This window comes from Streptomyces sp. NPDC002853, from assembly GCF_053591915.1.
Window position 1 is genome coordinate 186,224 of sequence record NZ_JBSFUS010000011.1, and the last position, 24,388, is coordinate 210,611.

Sequence of the window (24,388 nt, forward strand, 5' to 3'; positions counted from 1 at the left end):
ACGCCGGGGCGGTTGCCCTGGTTGATAACAAACCCGGACCACCAAGAATGCCCGATGCCGCACTCGACCATATAGCACGTGCATTCGATTTGCGGTGCTGCTCCGACGCCTTCACCCGAACGTGTGGCGCGACTATCGTCGGGCGCATGATTGATCATGTGCGCGACCTGGCGTCTGTACGTGACGCGACCGACCGGCTGCTCACAGCAGCCACGAAACTGAACAACGATTCGACCGCCGAGCCGTCACGCCTCCCGGGCTGGACCCGCGGTCACGTCCTCGCCCACCTGGCCCGGAACGCGGACGCGCTCGTCAATGTGCTGGCCGGGCGGCCCATGTACGTCAGTGCTGACGCACGCGACAACGACATCGAGCGTGACGCGCCCCGGCCACTGGCCGAGCAGCTCGTGGACGTACGCGAGTCCGCGGAGCGTTTCGCCGCGGCGGGCACGATCCCGGCCGACTGGTCCCGCACCGTGGAGCTGCGCAACGGCGTGACGGACTCCGCGTCCCGGGTGCCGTTCCGGCGCTGGGTCGAGGTGGAGCTGCACCACGTGGACCTGGGGATCGGGTACGAGGTCGAAGACCTGCCGGAGGAATTCGTGCAGCGGGAGATCGCGTTCCTGACGAAGCGCTTCTTCGGGAACCCTGATGTGCCGCCGACTCGGGTGACGGATGGCACGCACGCGTGGAGCACCGGTCGGGACGGTGAGCCCGAGGTCACTGTTTCCGGCTCCGCGTCCGACGTGGTCGGGTGGCTCGCGGGCCGCCGCGACGGCTCCTCGCTGACGGCCGAAGGCGGCCTCCTGCCCTCCCTGCCCCCGCTATAGGCTGAGGGACATGACGTACAGCGGAGCAGTGAAGGTCGGCGGCGGTGCGGACGTGCACGAGCTTCAGGACCTGATGATCTCGAAGGTCGCGGTCGGCCCGATGGACAACAACGCCTATCTGCTGCGCTGCCGGGCCACGGACGAACAGCTCCTGATCGACGCGGCGAACGACTCGTCGACGCTGCTCACGCTGATCGGTGACGACGGCATCACGTCCGTCGTCACCACCCATCAGCACGGCGACCACTGGCAGGCACTCGCCGCGGTCGTCGAGGCCACCGGCGCCCGGACGTACGCGGGCCGCGAGGACGTCGCCGGCATCCCCGTCCCCACGGACATCCCGCTCGTGGACGGCGACACCGTGAACGTCGGGCACGTCTCGCTCACCGCACGACACCTGGTGGGCCACACACCGGGCTCGATCGCCCTCGTGTACGACGACCCGCACGGCCACCCGCACGTCTTCACCGGCGACTGCCTCTTCCCCGGCGGCATCGGCAACACGCACCAGGACCCGAAGGCCTTCGCGAGCCTGCTGCACGACGTCGAGACGAAGATCTTCGGCACGCTGCCCGACGAGACCTGGGTCTACCCCGGCCACGGCAGCGACACGACGCTGGGCGCCGAGCGCCCGCACCTGGCCGAGTGGCGCCGACGGGGCTGGTGAAGCGCGTACGCAGCCGCGGCTAGGCCGCGTCGAGCAGCGCGGCCACCCGCTCCACCGCGAACACGTACCCCTGTACGCCGCACCCGGCGATGACGCCGTCGGCGCGCTGGGAGACGTACGAGTGGTGCCGGAACGCCTCGCGCTGATGGATGTTGGAGATGTGGACCTCCAACACCGGCATTCCGTCACAGGTGTTGAGCGCGTCCAGGATCGCGACCGACGTGTGCGAGTAGGCGGCCGGGTTGATGACGATGCCCGCGTGCTGCTCGCGCGCCTCGTGGATCCAGTCCACCAACTGCCCCTCGTGGTTGCTCTGCCGCAGGTCCACGGTGCCGCCGTGCGCTGCCGCGGCCTTGGCGCACAGCGCCTCGACGTCGGCGAGGGTGTCCGATCCGTAGATCTCGGGCTGGCGCTGACCGAGCAGATTCAGGTTGGGGCCGTTCAGGATCATGATCGGGGCGTTGGCAAGAGTGCGCGTCATGCCGTCAGCGTACTGAGCGACACTCCCGCGCCTCCGCACGCCCTCGTAACGGCCGTCACGTCGGGTAGTTGACGGTGTCCCGTCGTTCCTGCCGCGTCACGGCGTGACCGCGAGCTCCAGGTACGCCGCGAACAGCACCAGATGGACGCCGCCCTGGAGCAGGGTGGCGCGCCCCGGCACGACCGTGAGCGTGCCGACGATCACGGTGAGCGCGAGCAGCACCATGTGGGTCGGACCGAGTCCGAGCACCAGCGGCCCGGAGAGCCAGACGGAGGCGACCGCGACGGCCGGGATGGTCAGGCCGATGCTGGCCATCGCGGACCCGAGGGCCAGGTTGAGGCTGGTCTGCACCCGGTCGCGGCGGGTGGCACGCACGGCCGCGATGGTCTCCGGGAGCAGCACGAGCAGCGCGATGATCACGCCGACCACGGAGTGCGGCATGCCGGCGCTCTCCACACCGGACTCGATGGTCGGCGAGACGCCTTTGGCGAGGCCGACCACGCCGATCAGTGCGAGGGCGAGCAGGCCCAGGCTGATCAGGGCGGTCCGGGTGGCGGGCCCCGAGTCCTCCTCGGAGTCGATCACCTCGCCCTTGCGGGTGATCGGCAGGAAGTACTCGCGGTGGCGCACGGTCTGCGTGGCCACGAACAGGCCGTACAGGACGAGCGAGGCGAGGGCGGCGAAGGTGAGCTGCGCCGTGGAGAACTCCGGGCCCTGCTTGGTCGTGGTGAAGGTCGGCAGGACCAGGCTGAGTGTGGCGAGCGTGGCGACGGTCGCGAGGGCGGCGCCGGTGCCCTCGGACTGGAAGATGACGACACGGTGGCGCAGGGCCCCCACCAGCAGGCACAGGCCGATGATGCCGTTGCAGGTGATCATCACGGCGGCGAACACGGTGTCACGGGCCAGCGTCGCGCTCTTGTCGCCGCCATCGGCCATGAGGGTGACGATCAGCGCGACCTCGATGATCGTCACGGCGACCGCGAGGACGAGGGAGCCGAAGGGTTCGCCGACGCGGTGCGCGATCACCTCGGCGTGGTGCACGGCGGCGAGTACGGCGCCGGCGAGCACGAGCGTCACCACGGCCACGACGACGCCCGGCAGATCGCGCCCCCAGGTGAAGGCGAGCAGGACGACGGCGAGGACCGGCACGGCCGCGGTCCACTGGGTGGCGATTGCCCGGAGCCGAGTGATCATGTCTCCGATGCTGCACCGGGCGCCGGGGCCCCGCTACTTCAGTTCTGCGCTCCTCCGACGGCAAAGGGAGTGGCCCGCGGCGCATCGCCGCGGGCCACTCCCTTTGAAGCTCTGTGAAGCTCTTTGCAGCCGTCAGGCCTCGATGCTGTCCTTCGGGGACTCGTCGGCCGCGTCCTTGCCGTCCTTGCCGTCCTTGCCGTCCTTGCCTTCGGCCGCGTCCTTCTCGGCCTGCTTCCTGGAGGCGATGAGGCTGGTGATCGTGGTGATGACCAGGACACCGCAGATGACGCCGAGCGAGACCGGGATGGAGATCTCTGGGACGTGCACGCCGTTCTCGTGCAGGGCGTGCAGGACCAGCTTCACACCGATGAAGCCCAGGATGACCGAGAGGCCGTAGCTGAGGTGGACCAGCTTCTTGAGCAGTCCGCCGATGAGGAAGTACAGCTGGCGCAGACCCATCAGGGCGAAGGCGTTCGCCGTGAAGACGATGTACGGGTCCTGGGTGAGGCCGAAGATCGCGGGGATCGAGTCCATCGCGAAGAGGATGTCGGTGGTGCCGATGGCGAGCATGACGATCATGAGCGGCGTCATGATCTTCTTGCCGTTCTTCTTGATGAAGAGCTTGGTGCCGTGGTACTGGTCGGCGACACCGAACTTCTTCTCGGCGGCCTTCAGGAGGCGGTTCTCCTCCCACTCCTCTTCGTCGTCACCGGAGCGCGCCTCCTGGATGAGCTTCCAGGCGGTGTAGATCAGGAACGCGCCGAAGATGTAGAAGACCCAGGAGAAGTTGGCGATCACCGCGGCGCCGGCGGCGATGAAGATCGCTCGCAGGACGAGCGCGATCAGCACACCGAACAGCAGCACCCGCTGCTGGAGATGGCTGGGCACCGAGAACTTCGCCATGATCAGGATGAAGACGAAGAGGTTGTCGACACTCAGTGACTTCTCGGTGATGAAGCCCGCGAAGAACTCGCCGGCCGGCTGACCGCCGCCCCAGATCAACAGGCCCACTCCGAAGAGCGCGGCCAGCACGATCCAGACGATCGTCCAGATTCCGGCTTCCTTGATCGACACGTCATGCGGCTTGCGGCCGATGAAGAAGTCGACCGCGATCAGGGCGATCAGACCAAGAATGGTCAGCACCCAAAGGGTCATTGAAACGTCCACTGCGCCTCCGGCGTCGTACGGCTACTGATCAGCGTCGTCGCTGCCGGAGGTCTCTTCCACCCGAGGCGGCTCACCGCCCCGCGGGCCGACGCCCCGGGATCGATGGCGATCCGTATTGACGGGCACGTCGCGTTCGGGAGTACTCCCCTCCGCTGCAAGAAGAGTACGCGAAACACCAAGGGTTGGTAAAGGAGAATCCAAACTGAAGCCAAAAGAGCAGGTCAGGGCGGTCAAAAGTCGCTTTACCGTCAGTGGCCGGAGTGACCTTCCGGGCTCACGGAGGCGTCAGCGGCCACCGGTGCGCCGGGCGTGCGCGACCTGGTTCAGGACCTGCTCGATCACCCGGCTGCCGGGCGGCGCCAACGGCGGTTCGTACGTCCACGCGTGACCGACCCAGGGGTCGGCGAGGTGGTCGTCGGCCACCGGGGTCAGGCGCATGAGGGCCCGCCAGAGGGGGTCGAGCAGCGGGCCGTACTCCGCGGCGTCCTCGCGGTCGGCGACCATCATCAGGTGTACGCCCACCGCCGGGCCCTCGTCCGCGAGATAGCGGAGCTGGGTCACCGCGCGGTCGTCGAAGCCGTGCGGGAAGTCGTTGACGATCAGGAGCTGCTCGGCGGTGTCCAGGTCCGGCGGCAGCGCGTCGGCGGCACCCGCGCGGATGGCCATCTGCACCAGGTCCACGCGCTGGGTGAGCTTGGCGAGCGCGGCGGAGACGCCCGCCGCGCCGGTGGCCGGGGCCCCGTCGAGCACGCCAGCCGCCACCAGCGGGGAGAGCGCGCCGGCCGCCGAGCCCGCCGCGTCGATGACGTGCACCGTGAACTCGCCCGCGGGATAGACCGCAAGGAGCCGCGCGGCGTGGGCGACCGCGCTGTCCATGGCGAGGCGGCGCAGCTGGTCCGTGTCGGCCAGGGAGTCCGTGCCCGACGAGCGGCCGCTGTCGATCCACAGGCCGCGCTCCAGGGGCAGCCGGACGAGCAGCGGAATGCGCAGGTCGGGGCGCTCGGGCAGATGGAGGTCGCCGAGGCGCAGCGCCATGGGGATCTCCATCGGGGTGCGGTAGGCGTGCCAGACCGGGCTGTCCCAGCCGGCGAACGCCATGGGCAGGGCGGGCTCGACGACCTCGGACTCGGCGGCGAGCTGACCCAGGTCGCGGTCAAGGGCTTCCCTTGCCCGGTCGACGAGGAGGCCGTGCTTGGCGCGGGCGGCCTCACGCGCGACGTCCCCGGTGTTGCCGATGCGGCTGCGCGGGTCGGAGAGGACCTTGTCGAGCTCCTGGTCCATGCGCGACTCGGCGAAGTCGACGGCGCTGCGGTACGCGGCCGTGGAGCGGGCCAGGTCCTCGAACATGCCCCACACCTGGTTGTAGAGGCGCTCCTCCATGGACCAGCCGGTCGCGTCGCCCGCCACGGGCTGGGCGGCCCTGCCCGGCTCGGCCGGTGCCGCGGTCGGTGAGGGCGGCGGCGGTGCGCTGGTCTGGCGGCTGGGGTGGGTGTAGTTGACCGGGCCGCCCGCGGTGGCGCCCGCGTCGCCGGGCTGGTGCGCCGGGGCCGGCTGCGGGGACGCGGCGCTGTCCGGGCCCGGCGCCGCAGGGCCGGGTGCCGCGGTCTGTCCCGTCGTCCGCACACGGACCTCGTCCGACGGGCGGGGCGGCGGTGCGGCCACCGAGCGGGCCAGGCCCTGCGCCACCGCTTCGTTGATCGTGCCCGCCAGTTCGTGGGCCTGCGCCAGGCCCTGGTCGGTGAGCATGTCGGCGAGGCCGCCCGCGTACCCCTGGCCGACGGCGCGCACCTTCCAGGCGTCCTGCCTGCGGTAGAGCTCCAGGGCGACGACGGCTGACTCGGCGTTCAGGTCGGTGATGGTGTAGCTGGCGACCTCGGAGCCGTCGAGTGCGGTGACGGCGACGAAGGGGGCGGCGAGGGAACCGAAGCTGACCGGTCCCCCGACGCCGACGGGCAGCGCGAGGAGGACGTTGACCCGGTGCACCCCTTCCGGGACGGCGTCGAGGTCCACCGCGAGGCGGTGGTCGGCGGCCGCCTGCCTGGGCACTTCGAGCCCTGGCAGCGTGGGCGAGCCGGGGTGGGCCACCCAGTCCGTGCCGCGTACCTTGCCCTGCGCGTCGCTGAGCGTGACCCCCGCCACGATCGGCTTGCCGATCGAGACCCGGATCTCCAGACGGGTCTCGGGAAGCGGGTGGTTCTGCCCCCGGACCAGCTCGGCCGTCATCGCCTTCGTCCCCCTCGTGCCCTGTGAACTTGTTGGTGCCGCGTGTCTACAGGTGCGGCAGGATCGACGGCATCAGGTCCTGGAACGTCCGGCCGTTGGCGGGATTGCCGATGGCCGTCATCTGCCAGCCCGTGCCCGCGCGGTGGACCTTCGCCATGATCTGCGCGGTGTACTGACCGCCGCCGTCGAGTGTGTAGCGGGCGAGCTCCTGGCCGTTGGTCTCGTCGACCAGGCGGCAGAACGCGTTCTGCACCTCCTGGAACGTCTGGCCCGTGAAGGAGTTCACCGTGAAGACGATCTGGTCGATGTGGACCGGGATCCGCTGCAGGTCGACGAGGATCGCCTCGTCGTCCCCGCCCTGACCGACGCCGCCCACCAGGTTGTCACCGGTGTGCCGCACGGAGCCGTCGTCGCTGACGAGGTGACGGAAGAACACGACGTCCACCGGCTGCTTGTCGGCGAAGAGGACCGCCGACGCGTCCAGGTCGACCTCGCGCGTGCGCGTGCCGAACAGGCCCCGCCTCGGGGCCGCTTGCCAGCCGAGCCCCATGCGCACCGCGGTCAGGGCGCCCCCGTCGTCCTTCTGCAGGCTGATGGCCTGACCCTTGGTCATGTTGACCGTCACGCGCTGTCCCCTCTCGAACTGCCTGGGCAACCGCCGGTCTGTGCGGTTGCCCAGCACCTTATGCAGAGGCACTGACAGTGCCGCACCGCGGGCAGCACTTTGTGTCGTTCTTGCAACACACCAGGCAGTACGCCTACGCCTGCCCCGCCTCCCTCATCTGCCTGAGCTCCTTCTTCATCTCTGACACCTCGTCACGCAGCCGTGCGGCGATCTCGAACTGGAGGTCCGCGGCGGCCGCGCGCATCCGGGCCGTCATCTCCTCGATCTGTTCCGCCAGTTCGGCCGCGGGACGGTCGGTGGGCACCTTGTCGGCGGCCTTGCCCTTGGCCGCCTTGCCCGCCTTGCCGGCCTTGCCGCCGAGCGCGGGCACCGGCGCCTTGGCCTCCTTGCCGTCCTTCGCCTTGCGGTAGTCGGTGCCGAGGAGCTGCTCGGTGTCGACCTCCTCGCGCGCGATCGCCGACACGATGTCGTTGATCTTCTTGCGCAGCGGCTGGGGGTCGATCCCCTTTTCCTTGTTGTACGCGATCTGCTTCTCGCGGCGGCGGTTGGTCTCCTCGATGGCCTGCTCCATCGCGGGGGTGACCTTGTCCGCGTACATATGGACCTGCCCGGAGACGTTGCGCGCCGCGCGGCCGATCGTCTGGATCAGGGAGGTGCCGGAGCGCAGGAAGCCCTGCTTGTCGGCGTCCAGGATGGAGACCAGGGAGACCTCGGGCAGGTCGAGTCCCTCACGAAGGAGGTTGATGCCGACCAGCACGTCGTACTCACCGGCGCGCAGCTCGCGCAGGAGCTCTACGCGGCGCAGGGTGTCGACGTCGCTGTGCAGATAGCGGACCTGGATGCCCAGCTCGAGGAAGTAGTCGGTGAGGTCCTCGGCCATCTTCTTGGTGAGCGTGGTGACCAGGACGCGCTCGTCCTTCTCGGTGCGCGTGCGGATCTCGTGCACCAGGTCGTCGATCTGCCCCTCGGTGGGCTTGACCACGACCTGCGGGTCGATGAGGCCGGTGGGGCGGATGATCTGCTCGACGAAGCCGTCGCCGCGCGAGAGCTCGTACTTCCCCGGGGTCGCGGAGAGGTAGACGGTCTGGCCGATGCGGCCGAGGAACTCCTCCCACTTCAGCGGACGGTTGTCCAGCGCGGACGGCAGCCGGAAGCCGTGGTCCACCAGGGTGCGCTTGCGGGACGCGTCCCCTTCGTACATCGCGCCGATCTGCGGGACCGTGACGTGCGACTCGTCGATGACGAGGAGGAAGTCCTCGGGGAAGTAGTCGATGAGGGTGTTCGGCGCGGAGCCGGGCTCGCGGTCGTCGAAGTGCATGGAGTAGTTCTCCACGCCGGAGCAGGAGCCGATCTGGCGGAGCATCTCCAGGTCGTACGTGGTGCGCATCCGCAGGCGCTGGGCCTCCAGCATCTTGCCCTGCTTCTCCAGCTCGGTGAGGCGCTCGGCGAGCTCCTTCTCGATGCCGGTGACGGCCTTCTCCAGGCGCTCGGGGCCCGCCACGTAGTGCGAGGCGGGGAAGACGTACAGGTGGTCGTCGTCGCTGATGACCTCCCCGGTGAGGGGGTGCAGCGTGGAGAGCGCCTCGATCTCGTCGCCGAACATCTCGATGCGGACCGCGAGCTCTTCATAGACCGGGAAGATCTCGATGGTGTCGCCGCGGACCCGGAAGGTGCCGCGGGCGAAGGCCATGTCGTTGCGGGTGTACTGGATGTCGACGAAGCGGCGCAGGAGCTGGTCGCGGTCGATCTCGTCGCCGACCTTGAGCGACACCATCCGGTCGACGTACTCCTGCGGCGTGCCGAGGCCGTAGATGCAGGAGACGGAGGCGACCACGATCACGTCACGCCGGGTGAGCAGCGAGTTCGTCGCGGAGTGGCGCAGGCGCTCGACTTCCTCGTTGATCGAGGAGTCCTTCTCGATGTACGTGTCCGACTGCGGGACGTACGCCTCGGGCTGGTAGTAGTCGTAGTACGAGACGAAGTACTCGACGGCGTTGTTCGGCAGGAGCTCTCGGAACTCGTTGGCCAGCTGGGCGGCCAGCGTCTTGTTCGGCGCCATCACGAGGGTGGGGCGCTGGAGCTTCTCGATCATCCACGCGGTGGTGGCCGACTTGCCGGTGCCGGTCGCGCCGAGCAGGACGACATCCTTCTCACCTGCGTTGACGCGCCGCTCCAGGTCGGCGATGGCCGCCGGCTGGTCGCCGCTTGGCTGGTAGTTGCTGACGACCTCGAAAGGTGCCACCGTGCGTTCGATCTTGGATACGGGCCGCATGGAACCAACCGTACGACCCCCCACTGACAACGGGGTCGGATCACCAGCTCTGCGGGGTTCTCGAGCCGGGGCGCTGCGGGGGCCTGCGGCCCGCCCGCGGGGCGTGGCGGTCGCCCGAGCGAGGGACGGGGTAGGGGGCGTGCTGCTTCTGCGCGGCGCTCTGGAGCTCGGCCTTCCCCATCACCATCAGCGGGTCGAACATCACGATCACCCCCGCGAGGAGCAGGAAGGCGAGCGGCCCGATCATCATGGGCGCGAGCAGCTCGGCGGGCGAGTCTCCCCCGGTGGGCGCCGCGGACGAGCCGTGCAGATGGACCTTGAGTGCGGCCATTCCGGTGTAGTGCATGCCGCTGACGGCGAGCCCCATGACGAGGCTCGCGCCCAGGCTCCAGAGGAAGCCCCTGACCTGTGCGGCCGCCCAGAGGGCCGCGGAGGCGGCCACCACGGCGATCACGACGGACGCGGAAACCGTGAGGGTGTTGTACTCCAGCGTCCCGCGCAGACGCATACCGGCCATTCCCAGATAGTGCATCGAGGCGACGCCCAGACCGGTGATCGTCCCGCCGGTGAACAGGGCCGTCCCGGTCGCGCCGCGATACCCCACGATGAAGATCCCGATGCCGACCATGACGATGGCCACGGCGAGACTCGCGAAGGTCAGCGCCTTGTCGTAGTGGATCGGGGCCTCGTCGACGGTGAAGCCCATCATCGCGATGAAGTGCATGGTCCAGATGCCGGACCCGATCGCCGCGGACCCGAGCGCGAGCCAGCCTGGTCGCCAGGAGTGCGCGACAAGGAGCGACCTGGTGGTGCAGCGAAGGCCGAGCGCTCCGCCGAGACAGGCCATGAGGTACGCCGCCACCGGCGTGACAAGTCCATAGCTGAATCCGTCGACCGTGCCCTGCATGCGCGGTAGCCCTTCCGCCCGTTGTATCCGAATGCCCGGGATTGCCCCCAAGTGGCCCCAGCCGACCCCGTACTGACAGGCCATGGGCTGACGCAGAGAGTAAAGCTCACTCCGGAACTTGCGAACGATTTTCCGGGAAAGAATCCCGGCTGTCTCCGTTCAACCTGTGGCCATCCTGCACCTGTCTCGCGTTGGCCGTGGACTGTCACTCTCATCCGGTCCGTGCCCGAACATCGCGAGGAGTCACCGTTGTACGCACGCGTTGCCGCTGCCACCACTGCCGCTCTTCTTGGAGCCGGTGCACTGGCTCTCCCTTCCGCCTCCGCTCACGCCGCCGACCAGAAGCCGGCGCAGCCGTCCAAGCGGACGTCCGTACAGACGTCCGTCCTGCACGACACCCCGCTGGTCGTCGCGCACCGAGGCGCTTCCGCCTACGCGCCCGAGAACACTTTCGCAGCCATCGACAAGGCGGCTGACATGGGGTTCCGGTGGGTCGAGAACGACGTCCAGCGCACCAAGGACGGCGAGCTCGTGATCATGCACGACGACAACCTGAAGCGGACGACGAACGTCGAGGAGCTCTTCCCCGACCGCGCGCCATGGAAGGTCGCGGACTTCACCGCGGCGGAGATCGCCAAACTGGACGCGGGCAGCTGGTTCAGCCCGAAGTACGCGGGCCAGCGGGTGCCGACGCTGAAGCAGTACATGAACCGCGTCTCGCGCAACCACCAAAAGCTCGTCTTCGAGTTCAAGAAGCCCGAGCTGTACCCGGGCATCGAGAAGCAGGGCCTCGACGTCCTGCGCAAGACGGGCTGGCTGGACAAGCACCACGTCAAGAGCAAGCTGGTCATCCAGAGCTTCAGCGCGGACAGCGTCAAGAAGGTCCACAAGCTGCGGCCCGACGTCAAGACCGGCTTCCTCGGCACGCCCGCGGTCGCCGATCTGCCCGAGTACGCCAAGTTCTCCGACCAGATCAACTCGACGCACGGCTCCATCTCCGATGAGTACGTCGCCGCGATCCACGCGCTCAAGGGGCCGCACCGCAAGCGCCTGGAGATCTTCACGTGGACGGTGAACGACGCGGCCGCCGCCAAGCGGGTGGCCGGGTTCGGGGTGGACGGCATCATCACGAACACGCCCGACGTCGTGCGCAAGGCCGTCTCCGGCTGACGCCGCTCCGGCTCGGACGGCGTTGTCAGTGCCCGGTCGTACGGTGGTCCACATGAACGCCAACGGGCAGCACGGGCAGGGCCGGCCGGGTCAGGACGGATCGCGGCAGGTGGTGTGGGCCGTCGTCGCGAGCGACATCGGCCCGCTGCTGCTCGCCGCGACCGACGAAGGCCTGGTCAGCGTCGTCTTCCACGCCACGGACGAGATACGCGACAAGGCGGTCGAGCGGCTCGGCTCCCGGCTGGGGGCCGAGCCGGTCGAGGATCCGGGGTCCCCGCTCCTCGCCGAGCCGGTGCGCCAGCTCTCGGCGTACTTCGCGGGCGAGCGGCACGACTTCGAGCTGCCGCTCGACTGGTCGCTGATCTCCGGCTTCAACCGCCAGGTCCTGCGCGAGCTGACCACCGTCCCGTACGGCGCCGTCGTGGGGTACGGGGATCTCGCCAGGCGCGTGGGCCAGCCCGGCGCGGCCCAGGCGGTGGGCATGGCGATGGGCGCCAATCCGCTGCCGGTCGTGGTGCCGTGCCATCGGGTCGTCGAGCGCGACGGCGGCATCGGCGGTTTCGGCGGCGGCGTCGAGACCAAGCGCCGGCTTCTCGCCCTGGAGGGGGTGCTGCCACAGCCGCTGTTCTGAGGCTCCCCCCACCGTGCGGAGCGAGCCGTGAAATCCCTGTTTCCCGCGTTCGTGCGCCCTGGCACACTGCGTCAGTGACTTCGACCCTCGACGCTCCTGACATACCCGCGGCGGAAGCGCTGCCCGCCCTGCGCCGCCGGACCACCGCGGTGCTGGTCGCCAGTCAGATACTGGGCGGGCTCGGGGTACCGATCGGCATCGCCCTCGCGCCGATGCTGGCGACCGAGGTGAGCGGGACGGAGGCACTGTCCGGTCTGGCGCCCACCGCGTCCGTGGCCGGCACGGCACTGCTCTCGCTGCCGCTCGCCGCCCTGATGACGTCGCGCGGACGGCGGCCCGGCCTCGTCCTCGCGTATCTGATCGGCGCGCTGGGAGCGGGACTCGTGGTCCTTGCCGCGGTCATCGAGAGTTTCCCTCTGCTGCTGCTCGGCATGGCCGGCTTCGGGGCGGGTTCGTCGGCCAACCTGCAGGCCCGCTTCGCGGCGGCCGACCTCGCCGAGCCCGACCGGCGTGGCCGCGCCATCTCCCTCGTCATCTGGGCCACCACCATCGGCTCGGTCCTCGGCCCGAACATCGCCGCGCCCACGAGCCGCGCCTTCGCCGACACGTCCATCCCCGAGGCGGCAGGACCCTTCCTCTTCGCCGCCGGGATCTTCGCCGTCGCCGGTCTGGTGGTGGCGGTGCTGCTGCGTCCCGACCCGCTGCTCACCGCCCGAGCGCTCGCCCCGCAGGAGAACCACTCCGCGCAGAGCCGCTCCCTGCGGGCCGGCGTCGCCGCGGTGGCCGCGTCGCCGATGGCCCGGCTCGCCCTGGTGACGGTGGCCGCCTCGCACACGGTGATGGTCTCGATCATGGTCATGACCCCGGTCGACCTGGGACATCACGGGGCGAGCCTGCAGCTGGTCGGCCTGGTCATCAGCGGCCACATCGCGGGCATGTACGCGCTGTCGCCGTTGATGGGCTGGCTCTCCGACCGCTTCGGGCGGCTCTCCGTGATCGGCCTCGCGGTCGGGCTGCTGTGCTGCGCGGCGCTCCTCGCCGGTACGGCGGGGCCCAGCCACGGCCAGACCGCCGCCGGTCTCTTCGTGCTCGGTCTCGGCTGGTCCGCGGGCCTGGTGTCGGGCTCCGCGCTGCTCACCGACTCGGTCCCGCAGCCCGCGCGCGCCGCCGTGCAGGGCCTCTCGGACCTGACCATGAACACGGCGGCGGGCATCGGCGGCGCGGCGGCCGGCCTGATCGTCGCGCGGGCGAGCTATGGCTGGCTCAACCTCGTCGGGGTCTGCGTGCTGCTGCCGATGGCGGCCCTCACGCTCCGCAGGGCGGTCAAGAAGACCTGACCGGGAGCCCTCGGGCCGGGGGCTCAGGGCAGCGTGATGTGGTACGCCTTGCGCAGCGTCTCGTGCACGGTCCACGTCGTACGGTCGCCCTCGCGCAGGACGGCCGCGTCGCCGGGGCCGATCTCGATCACGTCGCCGCCCTCGACCTCGATGGTGGCGCGGCCGCTGACGACGACGAAGAGTTCGTTCGCCTCGGTGTCGGTGACCACGCCGGGCGTGATCTGCCAGATGCCGCGCAGCTGCTTGCCGTCGGCCGACTCCCACAGGACCTTGCCGGTGACCTCCGGAGTGCCGGACACGATCTGCTCGGGGTCGAGGGGCTCGGCCTCCAGGTCGGCATCCGGAATGTGCACGGCAAAGGACGCAACGGCTTGATCATTCGTGGTCATGGCCGGTCACCCTAGCGGGGCGGAGCCGTGCCCTCCGGCGGGGGTCTCCTCTTCTCCCCACGCCCGTTCACTCCTCTTCACTCCTCTCCGTAGTGCCGCGCCTCGAAGATGTTCCCGTCCGGGTCGCGGAAGTAGAAGCTGCGGCGGGCCGGGCCGCGAGCCCCGTACGCGTTGTGCGCGATGTCCGACACCGGGACCCCGCGCTCCTCCAGGCGGGCGCGCAGTGCCTCGAAGTCGGTCTCCGCAAGCGCGAGGCAGACATGGTTGACGGGGTGGCCCGCGCTCTTGGCCGCGTCCGGCACGACGTCCATGCGTTCGGCGAGCGTGTGCGGGGCGAGGTCGAAGATGGTCTCCTCGTTGAGCCGAACGGAGGGGAACGCGACCTTGCCCGCGGTGAAGTCGGCGACGCGCAAGGGTTCGAGGCCCAGCACCTTCTCGTAGAAATCGGCTGCCGCCGCGGGGTCGCGCACCCACAGGACGACGTGGTCGAGACGTGTCGTGTTGTCCGTCATGCCGACAGGCTGCTGTCCCGTCCCCGGAGCCGCAAGGGTTTGGCGCGGCGCGCCGATCGCCAGGGATGAGAGGAGACCCGACAGGCAGGAGGCAGGCCCGTGTTGGTGGTGTCCGACGAGGTGCAGGCGGCTGTGGCGGACCGGCGGCCCGTGGTCGCCCTGGAGTCCACGATCATCGCGCACGGGCTGCCACGCCCGCGCAATCTCCAGGTCGCGCGTGAGCTCGAAGAGGTCGTACGCGAAGAGGGCGCCGTTCCCGCGACGATCGCCGTCCTGGACGGGCGTCCCCATGTCGGCCTGGACAAGCAGCAGTTGGAGCGCGTCGCCAACGAGGACGGCATCCGCAAGCTGGGCCACCGCGACCTGGCCCTCGCGGTCGCGGCGGGCGCGAGCGGGGCGACGACGGTGTCCGCGACGGCGCTGCTCGCGGCGCGGGCGGGCGTACGGGTGTTTGCCACGGGTGGGCTCGGCGGGGTGCACCGGGAGTGGACCGTGACCCAGGACGAGTCCGCCGACCTGGGGCTGCTCGCCCGGACGCGCATCACGGTGGTCTGCGCGGGGGTGAAGTCGATCCTGGACGTGGCGGCGACGCTGCAGCGCCTGGAGACGCTGGGTGTGGCGGTGGCCGGTTACGGGACGGATCGTTTCCCCGGCTTCTATCTCACCGACTCCGGCCATCCGGTGGACTGGACGCTGCGGACTCCGGCGGAGGTCGCGGCGGTGATGCGGGCGCAGGACGCGGTCGGCGGCCCGGAGTCCGCGCTTCTGGTGGCGAACCCCGTGCCGGAGGCGGAGCAGCTCGATCCCGCGCTCCACGCGCGCGTGCTCGCCGAGGCGTTGGAGGCGTGCGCCGAGCGGGGCATCACCGGGCAGGCGGTCACGCCCTTCCTTCTGGACCAGCTGGTGCGGCGTACGGAGGGGGCGTCGCTGAGCGCCAATCTCGCGGCGGTGCGGGGCAACGTGCGTCTCGCGGGGCGGATTGCGACGGCTTGGACGGGGCGGTGAGCCCGGGGCGGGGCGGCGCGCTGTTGGTGGTCGGGGACGTCATCACCGATGTCGTCGCCCGGCACCGCACGCCACCGCTTCCCGGCACGGACACGGCGGCGGCGATCCGTACGGTTCCGGGTGGCGCGGGCGCCAACGTGGCGTGCTGGGCGGCTTCCTGGGGATGCGGCGACGTGCGGTTCCTGGGGCGGGCCGGCGCGGACTCGGTGACTTGGCACGAGGAGGCGCTCACGCGCGCGGGGGTGCGTCCACGGCTCGTCGTCGACCCCGAGGCTTCCACGGGGACGGTGATCTGCCTGGTCGACGGGGGCGCCGGGGCGGAGCGGACGTTTTTCACGGACAGCGGCGCTTCGCTTCGCCTGTCGGCCGCTGACTGGTCGCCGGGGCTTCTGGACGGCGTGGGATGGCTGCACCTGTCGGGGTACCTGTTCTTCGCCGGGCCGAGCAGAGAGGCGGCCGAGACCGCCTTGGCGGCGGCACGCGCGCGTGGAGTGCCGGTCAGCGTGGACCCGGCGTCGGCGGGCTTCCTCGCCGACCTGGGGGTGGAGCGTTTCCTGGCGGCGGTGGACGGGGTGGACGTGTTGCTGCCGAGCGAGGGAGAGGCGAGGTTACTCGAGGAAGCGGGCGGCCTGGAGGAAGCGGCCGCGAAGTTGAGTCGCCGGTTCCCCGCGGTGGTGGTCAAGCGGGGCGCCGCGGGGGCGCTGGTCGCCACGGAGGGCGAGGTGGCAGCCGAGATCCCGGCGCTGCCTGCCACAGCGGTGGACTCGACGGGGGCGGGCGACGCGTTCACCGGAGCCTTCCTCGCGGCACGCCTGGGCGGCGCGGGGCTCGCCGAGGCCGCGTCGGAGGGATGCAAGGCGGGAGCCAAGGCGGTCGAACTGGTGGGCGGCAGACCGACTTAGAACTTGGTCCTGCCGGAGTTGGCTCCATGGGGGGAAGGAGAAAGAGCGGTGTTCGGTAGGGGTGCTTCGGGGGTGCGGTGATCGGCGCGTGTGCCCGGGGGTGCGGTGATCGGTGCGTGTGCCCGGGGGTGCGGTGATCGGTGCGTGACCTCGGGGTGCGGTGATCGGTGCGTGACCTCCGGGTGCGGTGATCGGTGCCTGTGCCCGGGGTGCGGTGTTCAGTGCGCCCGCTCGGGGTGCGGTGTTCGGCGCCTGTGCCCGAGGGGCGGTCATCGGTGCGTGCCCTTGGGGTGTGGTGATCGGTGCGTGTGCCCGGAGTGCAGTGATCGGTGCGTGCCCTCGAAGTGCAGTGATCGGCGCCTGTGCCCGGGGCGCGGTCATCGGTACCTGTGCCCGAGTGCGGTCATCGGTGCGTGCCCTCAGGGGTGCGGTCATCGGTGCGTACGCCCGGAGTGCGGTGTGAAGGGTCGTGTGGCGGAGCCGCGTGTTCTCTTGCGTCGTGCGGCGAGGGTGTGTGCGTGGCGTCGCGACGCCACGGAGATACGCGGGCCCTGAGGGTGCGGCGCGCGCTCCCAGCACGGGCAACTCCCCCCGCCCCACCCCTCCCGACGGTTCGACGCCACGGGGCTGACGGGCGGGTGGAGGCGCACGGCACGCCCGGGAGTCCGGGAGTCCGGGAGTCCGGGAGTCCGGGAGTCCGGGAGTCCGGGAGTCCGGGAGTCCGGGAGTCCGGGAGTCCGGGAGTCCGGGAGTCCGGGCGTCCGGGCGTCCGGGCGTCCCGTCCGCATGCCGCGCGGGCGAGAGGCAGAGGCGGACGCGGAGGAGATGAAGCGCCGACGGAAGGGGCCGGAAGGAGCTACGGCTTGCGGCCCCAGGCTGAGATCAGAGGGGGTGTGGCCAGGTCCAGGGGTTCCGCGGTGATGTTCGTCAGGTGGTCGGCGATGTCCGCCTCCGTGGCGAGCCCCGCGGCCGTCAGAGCCGCGCGGGACTGCTGGATCGTGGCCGTCTCCAGCGCCGCGCAGGCGGGCGAGGTCAGGGGGAAGTACGCGTCGGCCTCCACCTGGCACAGCCCCGCCGCACGGAGCAGGCGGGGCAGCCCTCGGCCGTACGCGAGGTCGGTGCCGCGCTGGGTGAGCAACGCGTGCCGGATACGGTTCGCCAACTGCTGGGCCGGCCCGTGCTCGTCCGGGCAGGACAGGGGCTGCAGGGCGGGGTCCACCTCCTCGACCAGCAGGCGGCCGCCCGGCCGCAGGGCCCGGATCATCGAGCGCAGGGCCCGCTCCCGGTCCGGCACCCGGGCGAGGACGAGCCGCGCGTGGACAAGGTCGAAGCCCCCGCCGGGCGGCGCCACCTCCGTCCCCACGTCGTGGATGCGCACCTCGACCGGCGATCGGGCGGCCGACGTGTGCCAGGAGATGTCCGTGTCGGTCGCGAGGACCCGCCCGGTGGGGCCGACGCGCTTCGCGAGCCAGGAGACGACGGAGGTGCCGCCCGCGCCGACCTCCCAGCAGCGCCACCCCGGTCCGATGCCGAGCCGCTCGATGTGCCGGAAGGTCGTGGGGTCGAAGAGCGCGGAGAAGGCGTCGGAGCGCTGCCCCGCACCCGCCCCCTCGGCGTGCCGTTTCCGATTACCGGTCAGATAGCCGTCGATGAGCGTCATAGGGCAATTATCTCGATTGTCCTGCTTGCCCCGGGGAGGCAGCTCCGAATGCCCGGAGCGGAGTCGTCCGTTCCCACAGGCTCCGGCCACTGCGTCGCAGCTCCCTGGCACACTGGCACGTCAAGTCACCACTACGAGGAGCCACGCATGTCGATGGCAGGCAACCTGCGAAAGGTAGGGAACCTCCGCAAGGTAGGCGGCCTGCGGAAAGTCGCGCGGGTCGCCCAGTTCGTGCGCAAGCACAACCGCGTCGACCTGAGCCACCCCGCCCGCTCCCCCCTGGGTTCGGCGGTGGTGAACTGCGTGACGTATCGCAACGGCGTGCGCCAGGACGGCGGCCGCGACCTCGTCGAGGAGGTCGAACGGGTCCGCAAGAGCGGGGACGGCTTCGTGTGGCTCGGGCTGCACGAGCCGACCGAGGAGGAGTTCGCGGGCATCGCCGAACTCTTCGACCTGCACCCGCTCGCCGTGGAGGACGCGGTCCACGCCCACCAGCGGCCGAAGGTGGAGCGGTACGACGAGACGCTGTTCGCGGTGTTCAAGACCGTTTGCTACGTGGAGCATGCCGAACTCACCGCGACCAGCGAGGTGGTGGACACCGGCGAGATCATGGTCTTCGTCGGCAGGGAGTTCGTCATCACCGTGCGGCACGGCCGCCACGGTTCGCTCGGCCCGCTGCGCGAGGAGCTCGAATCGGCGCCCGAGCAGCTCGCCCAGGGCCCCGCGGCGGTCCTGCACGCGCTGGCGGACCACGTCGTGGACGACTATCTCGTCGTGACGGACGCGGTGCAGGCGGACATAGACCAGGTCGAGATGGACGTCTTCTCCAAGGACGGGGAGCGCACCGACCCCGGCCGGATCTACCAGCTCAAGCGTGAACTCCTCGAACTGAAGCGGGCCGTGGTGCCGCTCGGCCGCCCTCTGCAGACCCTCTCCACCCAGCCGATGCGGGCGATCGCCCCGGAGATACAGGCCTACTTCCGGGACGTCGACGACCACCTCAAGCGGGTCACGGAGCAGATCGCCGCCTTCGACGAGCTCCTGAACTCCATCCTCCAGGCCCATCTCGCGCAGGTGACGGTCGCGCAGAACGAGGACATGCGGAAGATCACCGCCTGGGCCGCCGTGATCGCCGTGCCGACGATGGTCTGCGGCGTGTACGGAATGAACTTCGACCACATGCCCGAACTGCACTGGAAGTACGGATACGGCCTGGTGATCGGCGTCATCGTCACCACCTGCGTCGCGCTCTACCGCGGCTTCCGCCGCAACGGCTGGCTCTAGGCTGTACGGGCCATGCCAAGCACGCATGCCAAGTACGGGGAGAACCGGGGGACGGTGGCCGATGCCTCTGCGCGAGGGTGATCGCGAGGGTGATCCGGAGTCGATCGGCGGCTATCGGATCGAGTCGCGGATCGGCGCCGGAGGCATGGGCGTCGTCTATCTCGGCCGCTCGGCGTCCGGCCGCGCGGTCGCGGTCAAGGTGGTCCACACGCAGTACGCGGACGACCCCGAGTTCCGCGCCCGCTTCCGCCAGGAGGTCAAGGCCGCGCGCCGGGTCAGCGGCGCCTTCACCGCGCCGGTCGTGGACGCCGACCCGGAGGCCGCGCTGCCCTGGATGGCCACGGCCTACGTCTCCGGGGACACCCTCGCCCAGCGCGTCGCGGACCAGGGCCCCCTTGAATGGCCGCAGCTCAAGCGACTCGGCGGCGAGCTGGCCGAGGCACTGCGGGAGATCCACCGCGCCGAGGTCGTGCACCGCGACCTGAAGCCGAGCAACGTACTCCTGCTCGACTCCGCGGACGGCCCGGACGGCGGTGACGGCAGCGGTGGCGGCGGGATGGCGCGCGTCATCGACTTCGGCATCTCCCGTGCCGCGCAGAGCGACGTACGGACGCAGACCGGACTGGTGATGGGGTCGCCGCCGTTCATGGCGCCGGAGCAGTTCAGCAGCCCGCGTGACGTCGGCCCGCCGGTCGATGTCTTCGCGCTGGGCGCCCTGCTGGTGTACGCGGCCACGGGGCGCAGCCCGTTCGAGGCGGAGAACGCGTACCTGGCCGCATACCAGACCGTCCACAACGACCCCGAACTGGGCTCGCTCCCCGACGAGTTGCGCCCCCTGGTGATGTCATGCCTCGCCAAGTCGCCGCAGGACAGGCCCACTCCGGTACAGGTGCTCGACGCGCTGGCCGCGCTGCCGGACGAGGGCCCACCGGCCGCGCCACGGGAACGTACGCGCCAGGAGGCTCCGGCGATCTCCACCGCGACCGCGATCACCCCCACGGACGCGGCTCAACGCCCGCGCCGTGGACGCCGGTTCAAGGCCGGCCTCGTGAGTGTCGTGGCGCTGGTGGTCATGATCGGCACCGGAGTATCCGCGGTATTCCTCGGCGGCACGGATTCCGGCGAAGGCCGCATCGACGCGAAGGCCGGGGTCCCCGAGGGCTGGAAGGCTTGGCAGGTCGCCGCCGAGAAGGACGAGGGGGACATGATGCCCTCGTCCGAGTCCTGCACCCCGCACGCGCTGGGCGTCTACTGCGCCTCGGCCGACACGGCGCTGACCCGGCTCGATCCCCTGACCGGCAAGGTCCGATGGACGAAGCCGATGCACCGCCCGAAGTCCACCAGCGGCTACTCGATCACTGATCCGGTCCTGGGCGCCGGCGCGGTGTTCACGTACAGCGCGGAGGGTTCCGGCGGAGTCGACGCGTACGACGCGAAGAGCGGCAAACGGCTGTGGCGGCTGCCTGGGCCGCACGCGGAGTTCCAGTATCTGAGCGGCGTACTCGTCGTGCACAAGGGCGAGTTGAGCGCGTCGCCCACGTCGACATACACGGCGTACGACCCTCGGTCCGGCCGGGAGCTGTGGCACCACGAGGTGACCAGTGACTCGCCGGGCGCGTTCTACGCGGGACCGGACGGGACACTCTTCGCCGATCTGCGCGCAGCCGGACGCAAGGGCACCCCCGGCTCGTCGGAGATCGCCCGCTACGACGCGCGGTCCGGTCGGAAGCTGGGCGGGACCGCGGCTCCGAAGGGTGACCTGTGGCTGGCCACGGTGCATGACGGCAAGGGGTACTTCGCGCGCTGGGAGGACGATTCAGGTGTGTCGTCGCGCTTCTTCATCCAGGAGCTGACCTCGGGGAAGGTGCGCGGCATCGACTTCCCCTGGGCGGTCGAGCCGGAGGCGCCGCCGCTGGTGCGCGGCGACGCCATGTACCTCTTCGACTACGCGAACGAGACCGTGCTCGCACTCGACCTCAAGCGCGGCAAGCCGCTCTGGACGACCTCCCGCGAACTGCGGATCTTCAGCGAGCCGTCGGTGCGGGGCGACACGTTGTACGCCACGATGCCCGACAGCAGTGTCATCGCCATCAATACCCTTACGGGCAGGGAGCGTTGGCGTTCGAAGCCCTCTTTCGGCGACGCGAAGGACGCCAAGGGCGGCTCTGTCGACCACCGCTCCCCCAGCGGGGTGGCCCCGCTGGCGCACGCGGGCGTGCTCTACGGGGTCACGGACGAGGGGACGTTCTCGGTGGCCGCCAAGCGGTGAGGCGGCCGGTCAGCCCTTCGCGTACACGCTCTCGACCCAGCTCGCGAGCTGCGTGTCGTCGAGGTGCGTGGCGAGGTCGGCCTCGCTGATCATGCCGACCAGGCGCTTGTTCTCGATGACCGGGAGCCTGCGGATCTGGCTGCCCTTCATCTCCTGGAGGACCTCGTCGACGCCCGCGCCCGAGTCGATCCAGCGCGGGGTGCCCTTGGCCATGTCGCCCGCGGTCACCCGGGACGGGTCGTGCCCCATCGCCACGCAGCCGACCACGATGTCACGGTCGGTGAGGATGCCGCAGAGCCGCTCGTTCTCGTCACTGATGGGCAGCGCGCCCACGTCGAGCTGCCGCATCAGTTGTGCGGCGCGGTCCAGGGTCTCGTGGGCGGGGATCCACTGGGCGCCCCGGTGCATGATGTCTCCGGCGGTGGTCATGTGGTACCTCCCGGTGCCGGGCGGCCGGCGCGGCGCGGAGGCACCGCTAGTCCCGGCGCCCCTCATTCTCGCCGGGCCCCCGGAGGTCCGCACTCCGGAGGCGGGCGTCGCAGGCGGGAGAGGGGTCCGGGCGGGCGACGCGGGCCCGGGCCCGGGATCTCATGCCGAGAATCCGACGACCTTCTCCGGGGTCACCTTGATGATCACCCGGGCCTCCTCGCCCTTCTCGCCGGGCGGGTCGATGCCCAGGTACTTGTGCGAGAGCTCGTGCGGAAGCCGTTTCTCCGGATCGGGCAGGATCTCGGCGACGCCGCGTATCTCGGTCGACGTGTACGGGTTGGCCAGGTCGAAGACCGAGATGCTGATGCGTGGGTCGCGTTCGAGGTTGCGGACCTTCTGACGCCGCGCGGTGGACGAGAACAGCACGGTGTCGCCTTCCCGTTTGATCCACACCACGGAGTTCTGGGGTGCGCCGCCGGGGCCGAGGGTCGCGACGCTGGCGAAGTTCTTGCCGTCGAGGAGAGTGCGGACCGATTCGCTGAAGTGGAGCGCTGTCGTTGCCATGCCCAGACTCTAACTACATGCACGTGCATATAAAAGGGGTTCGGGGATTCAAGGGGTCGGGGATTCAAGGGGTCGGGGATTCTCGCTGAACGTTCCCTCGCCGGTGTTCGCGATTGCGGGCGTTCACCGTCTCAGCCGTTCCAGGCCGGATGCCGGGGGTCGTCCGCGCGTACGACGACATCGGCCACCGCGCCTGGGTCCGTCTCCGTCTCATACCGCTCGAAGGCGGGCAGGGTCCACCGCTCGCTCTGCGCCGTACGTCGCCGCAGGGCGCCCGAAGAGAGGCTCGTGTGGACCGTCAGGTCGAAGGGGAACCAGTGGCCGAGCAGGAGCGGACCGTGCAGCAACAGCATTGCTCCGGGCCGCAGTTGTACGTACGGGCTGCGCGTCGCGCGGTCCGACTCCGGGTCCCACAGGTCAGGCAGTACGCGCCCCGTGCCGTCCGGGTCCAGCGGCCCGAAGACCTCGCGCCACAGGGCGCCGGTGTCGTACCAGCCGCTGTAGTACGCCTCCACGTCCTCGTGCCCGTGTTCGAGGCGCAGTGAGGCGGGGCGCAGGAAGCCTTCCGTTCCGACGACGAGCGCGGACCGCCCGCGCACCCGCAGCGCGTCGGCCACGCTGCGGGCCAGCTCGCCCGGCCTGCCCGCCGGGGCCCCGTCGAAGGCGACGCGGGGCCATGGGCTCGCGTCGGCGGTCTTCAGGTCGAGCAGCCGGTCGGCGAGGGTGTCCGTGAGCCGGTCCCAGGTGATCGCTTCGAGTCGCACCCGTCCCATGATGCCGCGCGCTTCCTGCCGTGGCGTCGGGCCTCGCTCCGCGGCGATAGCCCCGGCCGTTCGGGGGAATCATTTCTGCATGGCACCAACCCCCCTCGCCCGGAAAGCACTTCTCGCCATCCAGCCCCTCAAGCGGCGGCACTGTGCGGAGTGCCGCGGCGGGCCGCTCTCCCTCCTGGTCGTCCAGGAATCCGAGCCGCGCTGCCTGGACTGCGCCGACCTGGGTCATCTCGTCTTCCTGCCACGCGGCGACACCGCGCTGACGCGTCGGGCCCGCGAGGGGAGCGGGCTGTCGGCGGTGGTCGTCCGCCTCAACCGACGCCAGGGCCGGTACGAGCGGCAGGGCGTGCTCGTCGAGGAGCCGGCGCTCGCGCGGGCCGAGGAGCGGTGCCTCGCGGACGCGGAGGCGAGGGCTCGCCGCCGGGCACGGGACGCTGCGCGCCGGGCCTTGGAGGACGTCCGCTTCACCGCCGCCTTCGCGGAGGAGATACGGCGGCTCTTTCCGGGGTGCCGTGATGAGCGGTGCCGGGCGATCGCCGCGCACGCGTCCGTGCGGGGCAGTGGGCGGGTGGGCCGGAGTGCGGCGGGCCGGGCCTTGTCGGCGTCCGCGGTGACGGCCGCGGTGGTGGCCGCCGTCCGGCACACGGAGACGCCGTACGACCGACTCCTCATGAGCGGGGTCCCTCGCGGGGAGGCCCGACGCCGAATCACCCCGGCGGTCGAGGCGACGCTACGGTCCTGGCAGGAACCTGGGCACCGCCGCGGGGGCGTAGCGGTCTGAACGCCTCCGGGGCCGCCCCGGAACGTCACCCCCGCCCGGACGCCGCCGCGCCGGACCACCCCCGCGGTCCATCCGACGCTACGGCCCCGGCAGGAGCCTCAGGAGCCTGGCCACCACCGCGAGGGCGTAGCGGTCCGAACGCCTCCGGGCCCGCCCAACGGCAGACTTCTCCGCCCGCCCTGGAGCATCGCCCCCGCCTGAACGCCTCCGGGCCCGCCGCCCAGCGGCGGACGCTTCCGCCCGACCACCCGATCACCCCGGACGTCCGCGTATGCGGACGCGGGCCCCGCGTATGGCCCAGGGGCCCGTCCGGGCA

General features: G+C 70.6%; 23 protein-coding genes. 10 read left to right on the forward strand and 13 right to left on the reverse strand.

Features of this window, described 5'->3' with window-relative positions:
• Positions 1–146 precede the first annotated feature (146 nt).
• Both ACWD02_RS29730 and ACWD02_RS29735 read left to right on the forward strand, forming a co-directional pair.
• A complete protein-coding gene (locus ACWD02_RS29730) occupies positions 147–830 on the forward strand; it encodes a maleylpyruvate isomerase family mycothiol-dependent enzyme (protein ID WP_451215662.1) in 684 nt (227 codons plus the stop codon).
• A gap of 10 nt (positions 831–840) precedes the next feature.
• Positions 841–1,497 (forward strand): MBL fold metallo-hydrolase, encoded by a 657-nt coding sequence (locus ACWD02_RS29735; RefSeq protein WP_451215664.1) that lies wholly within the window; start codon positions 841–843, stop codon positions 1,495–1,497.
• 19 nt (positions 1,498–1,516) lie between these two features.
• On the opposite strand, the gene aroQ is transcribed toward ACWD02_RS29735, so the two are convergent.
• The 7 genes from aroQ to ACWD02_RS29770 all read right to left on the reverse strand — a co-directional run bounded on the left by aroQ (position 1,517) and on the right by ACWD02_RS29770 (position 10,366).
• Positions 1,517–1,978, reverse strand: a complete 462-nt coding sequence (gene aroQ, locus ACWD02_RS29740; RefSeq protein ID WP_363208070.1) for a type II 3-dehydroquinate dehydratase — start codon at positions 1,976–1,978, stop codon at positions 1,517–1,519.
• A gap of 96 nt (positions 1,979–2,074) precedes the next feature.
• Entirely contained in the window at positions 2,075–3,172 is a 1,098-nt protein-coding gene (locus ACWD02_RS29745) for a calcium:proton antiporter (RefSeq protein WP_451215666.1), read from the reverse strand.
• Between the two features lie 132 nt (positions 3,173–3,304).
• Positions 3,305–4,339, reverse strand: a complete 1,035-nt coding sequence (locus ACWD02_RS29750; RefSeq protein WP_451215668.1) for a TerC family protein — start codon at positions 4,337–4,339, stop codon at positions 3,305–3,307.
• Positions 4,340–4,624: 285 nt separating this feature from the next.
• A complete protein-coding gene (locus ACWD02_RS29755) occupies positions 4,625–6,562 on the reverse strand; it encodes a TerD family protein (RefSeq protein ID WP_451215670.1) in 1,938 nt (645 codons plus the stop codon).
• 46 nt (positions 6,563–6,608) lie between these two features.
• Entirely contained in the window at positions 6,609–7,187 is a 579-nt protein-coding gene (locus tag ACWD02_RS29760) for a TerD family protein (protein WP_363208074.1), read from the reverse strand.
• A 133-nt stretch (positions 7,188–7,320) separates the two neighbouring features.
• Entirely contained in the window at positions 7,321–9,459 is a 2,139-nt protein-coding gene (uvrB, locus tag ACWD02_RS29765) for an excinuclease ABC subunit UvrB (protein ID WP_451215672.1), read from the reverse strand.
• A gap of 40 nt (positions 9,460–9,499) precedes the next feature.
• Positions 9,500–10,366 carry an MHYT domain-containing protein gene (locus ACWD02_RS29770; protein ID WP_451215674.1) on the reverse strand — a complete coding sequence of 289 codons (867 nt, stop codon included), beginning with the start codon at positions 10,364–10,366 and terminating at the stop codon, positions 9,500–9,502.
• Positions 10,367–10,615: 249 nt separating this feature from the next.
• Here ACWD02_RS29770 and ACWD02_RS29775 point away from each other — a divergent pair, with 249 nt between their 5' ends.
• From ACWD02_RS29775 to ACWD02_RS29785, 3 genes are all read left to right on the forward strand, one after another.
• Positions 10,616–11,536: a glycerophosphodiester phosphodiesterase gene (locus ACWD02_RS29775; RefSeq protein WP_451215676.1), complete on the forward strand. Its 921-nt coding sequence runs from the start codon at positions 10,616–10,618 to the stop codon at positions 11,534–11,536.
• Between the two features lie 52 nt (positions 11,537–11,588).
• Positions 11,589–12,167 (forward strand): methylated-DNA--[protein]-cysteine S-methyltransferase, encoded by a 579-nt coding sequence (locus ACWD02_RS29780; RefSeq protein WP_451215678.1) that lies wholly within the window; start codon positions 11,589–11,591, stop codon positions 12,165–12,167.
• 74 nt (positions 12,168–12,241) lie between these two features.
• Positions 12,242–13,504: an MFS transporter gene (locus ACWD02_RS29785; protein ID WP_451215680.1), complete on the forward strand. Its 1,263-nt coding sequence runs from the start codon at positions 12,242–12,244 to the stop codon at positions 13,502–13,504.
• A 23-nt stretch (positions 13,505–13,527) separates the two neighbouring features.
• Here ACWD02_RS29785 and ACWD02_RS29790 read toward each other — a convergent pair whose 3' ends face one another.
• Positions 13,528–13,893 (reverse strand): cupin domain-containing protein, encoded by a 366-nt coding sequence (locus ACWD02_RS29790; RefSeq protein WP_451215682.1) that lies wholly within the window; start codon positions 13,891–13,893, stop codon positions 13,528–13,530.
• A 77-nt stretch (positions 13,894–13,970) separates the two neighbouring features.
• Positions 13,971–14,405 (reverse strand): VOC family protein, encoded by a 435-nt coding sequence (locus ACWD02_RS29795; protein ID WP_451215684.1) that lies wholly within the window; start codon positions 14,403–14,405, stop codon positions 13,971–13,973.
• Positions 14,406–14,504: 99 nt separating this feature from the next.
• Between ACWD02_RS29795 and ACWD02_RS29800 the strand changes: the two genes are divergently transcribed.
• Complete coding sequence (locus tag ACWD02_RS29800; protein WP_451215686.1) at positions 14,505–15,410, forward strand: pseudouridine-5'-phosphate glycosidase; 906 nt, start codon at positions 14,505–14,507, stop codon at positions 15,408–15,410.
• Positions 15,407–16,312: a carbohydrate kinase family protein gene (locus ACWD02_RS29805; RefSeq protein WP_451215688.1), complete on the forward strand. Its 906-nt coding sequence runs from the start codon at positions 15,407–15,409 to the stop codon at positions 16,310–16,312. Before ACWD02_RS29800 ends, ACWD02_RS29805 begins: the two co-directional genes overlap by 4 nt.
• An 856-nt stretch (positions 16,313–17,168) precedes the next feature.
• Here the strand turns inward: ACWD02_RS29805 and ACWD02_RS29810 are convergent.
• Positions 17,169–17,972, reverse strand: coding sequence for a methyltransferase domain-containing protein (locus ACWD02_RS29810; protein WP_451215690.1), 804 nt, complete (start codon positions 17,970–17,972; stop codon positions 17,169–17,171).
• A gap of 147 nt (positions 17,973–18,119) precedes the next feature.
• Here ACWD02_RS29810 and corA point away from each other — a divergent pair, with 147 nt between their 5' ends.
• Both corA and ACWD02_RS29820 read left to right on the forward strand, forming a co-directional pair.
• Positions 18,120–19,256: a magnesium/cobalt transporter CorA gene (gene corA, locus ACWD02_RS29815; RefSeq protein ID WP_451215692.1), complete on the forward strand. Its 1,137-nt coding sequence runs from the start codon at positions 18,120–18,122 to the stop codon at positions 19,254–19,256.
• A 61-nt stretch (positions 19,257–19,317) separates the two neighbouring features.
• Entirely contained in the window at positions 19,318–21,525 is a 2,208-nt protein-coding gene (locus ACWD02_RS29820; RefSeq protein WP_451215694.1) for a serine/threonine-protein kinase, read from the forward strand.
• Between the two features lie 9 nt (positions 21,526–21,534).
• On the opposite strand, the gene ACWD02_RS29825 is transcribed toward ACWD02_RS29820, so the two are convergent.
• The 3 genes from ACWD02_RS29825 to ACWD02_RS29835 form a co-directional block, all read right to left on the reverse strand.
• Positions 21,535–21,954 carry a CBS domain-containing protein gene (locus tag ACWD02_RS29825; protein ID WP_363208087.1) on the reverse strand — a complete coding sequence of 140 codons (420 nt, stop codon included), beginning with the start codon at positions 21,952–21,954 and terminating at the stop codon, positions 21,535–21,537.
• Between the two features lie 159 nt (positions 21,955–22,113).
• Positions 22,114–22,518 carry a PPOX class F420-dependent oxidoreductase gene (locus tag ACWD02_RS29830; protein WP_451215696.1) on the reverse strand — a complete coding sequence of 135 codons (405 nt, stop codon included), beginning with the start codon at positions 22,516–22,518 and terminating at the stop codon, positions 22,114–22,116.
• A 131-nt stretch (positions 22,519–22,649) separates the two neighbouring features.
• Complete coding sequence (locus tag ACWD02_RS29835; RefSeq protein ID WP_451215698.1) at positions 22,650–23,282, reverse strand: uridine kinase; 633 nt, start codon at positions 23,280–23,282, stop codon at positions 22,650–22,652.
• A gap of 88 nt (positions 23,283–23,370) precedes the next feature.
• On the opposite strand from ACWD02_RS29835, the gene ACWD02_RS29840 reads away from it, so the two are divergent.
• Positions 23,371–24,072, forward strand: coding sequence for a DUF2293 domain-containing protein (locus ACWD02_RS29840; RefSeq protein WP_451215700.1), 702 nt, complete (start codon positions 23,371–23,373; stop codon positions 24,070–24,072).
• Positions 24,073–24,388 lie beyond the last annotated feature (316 nt).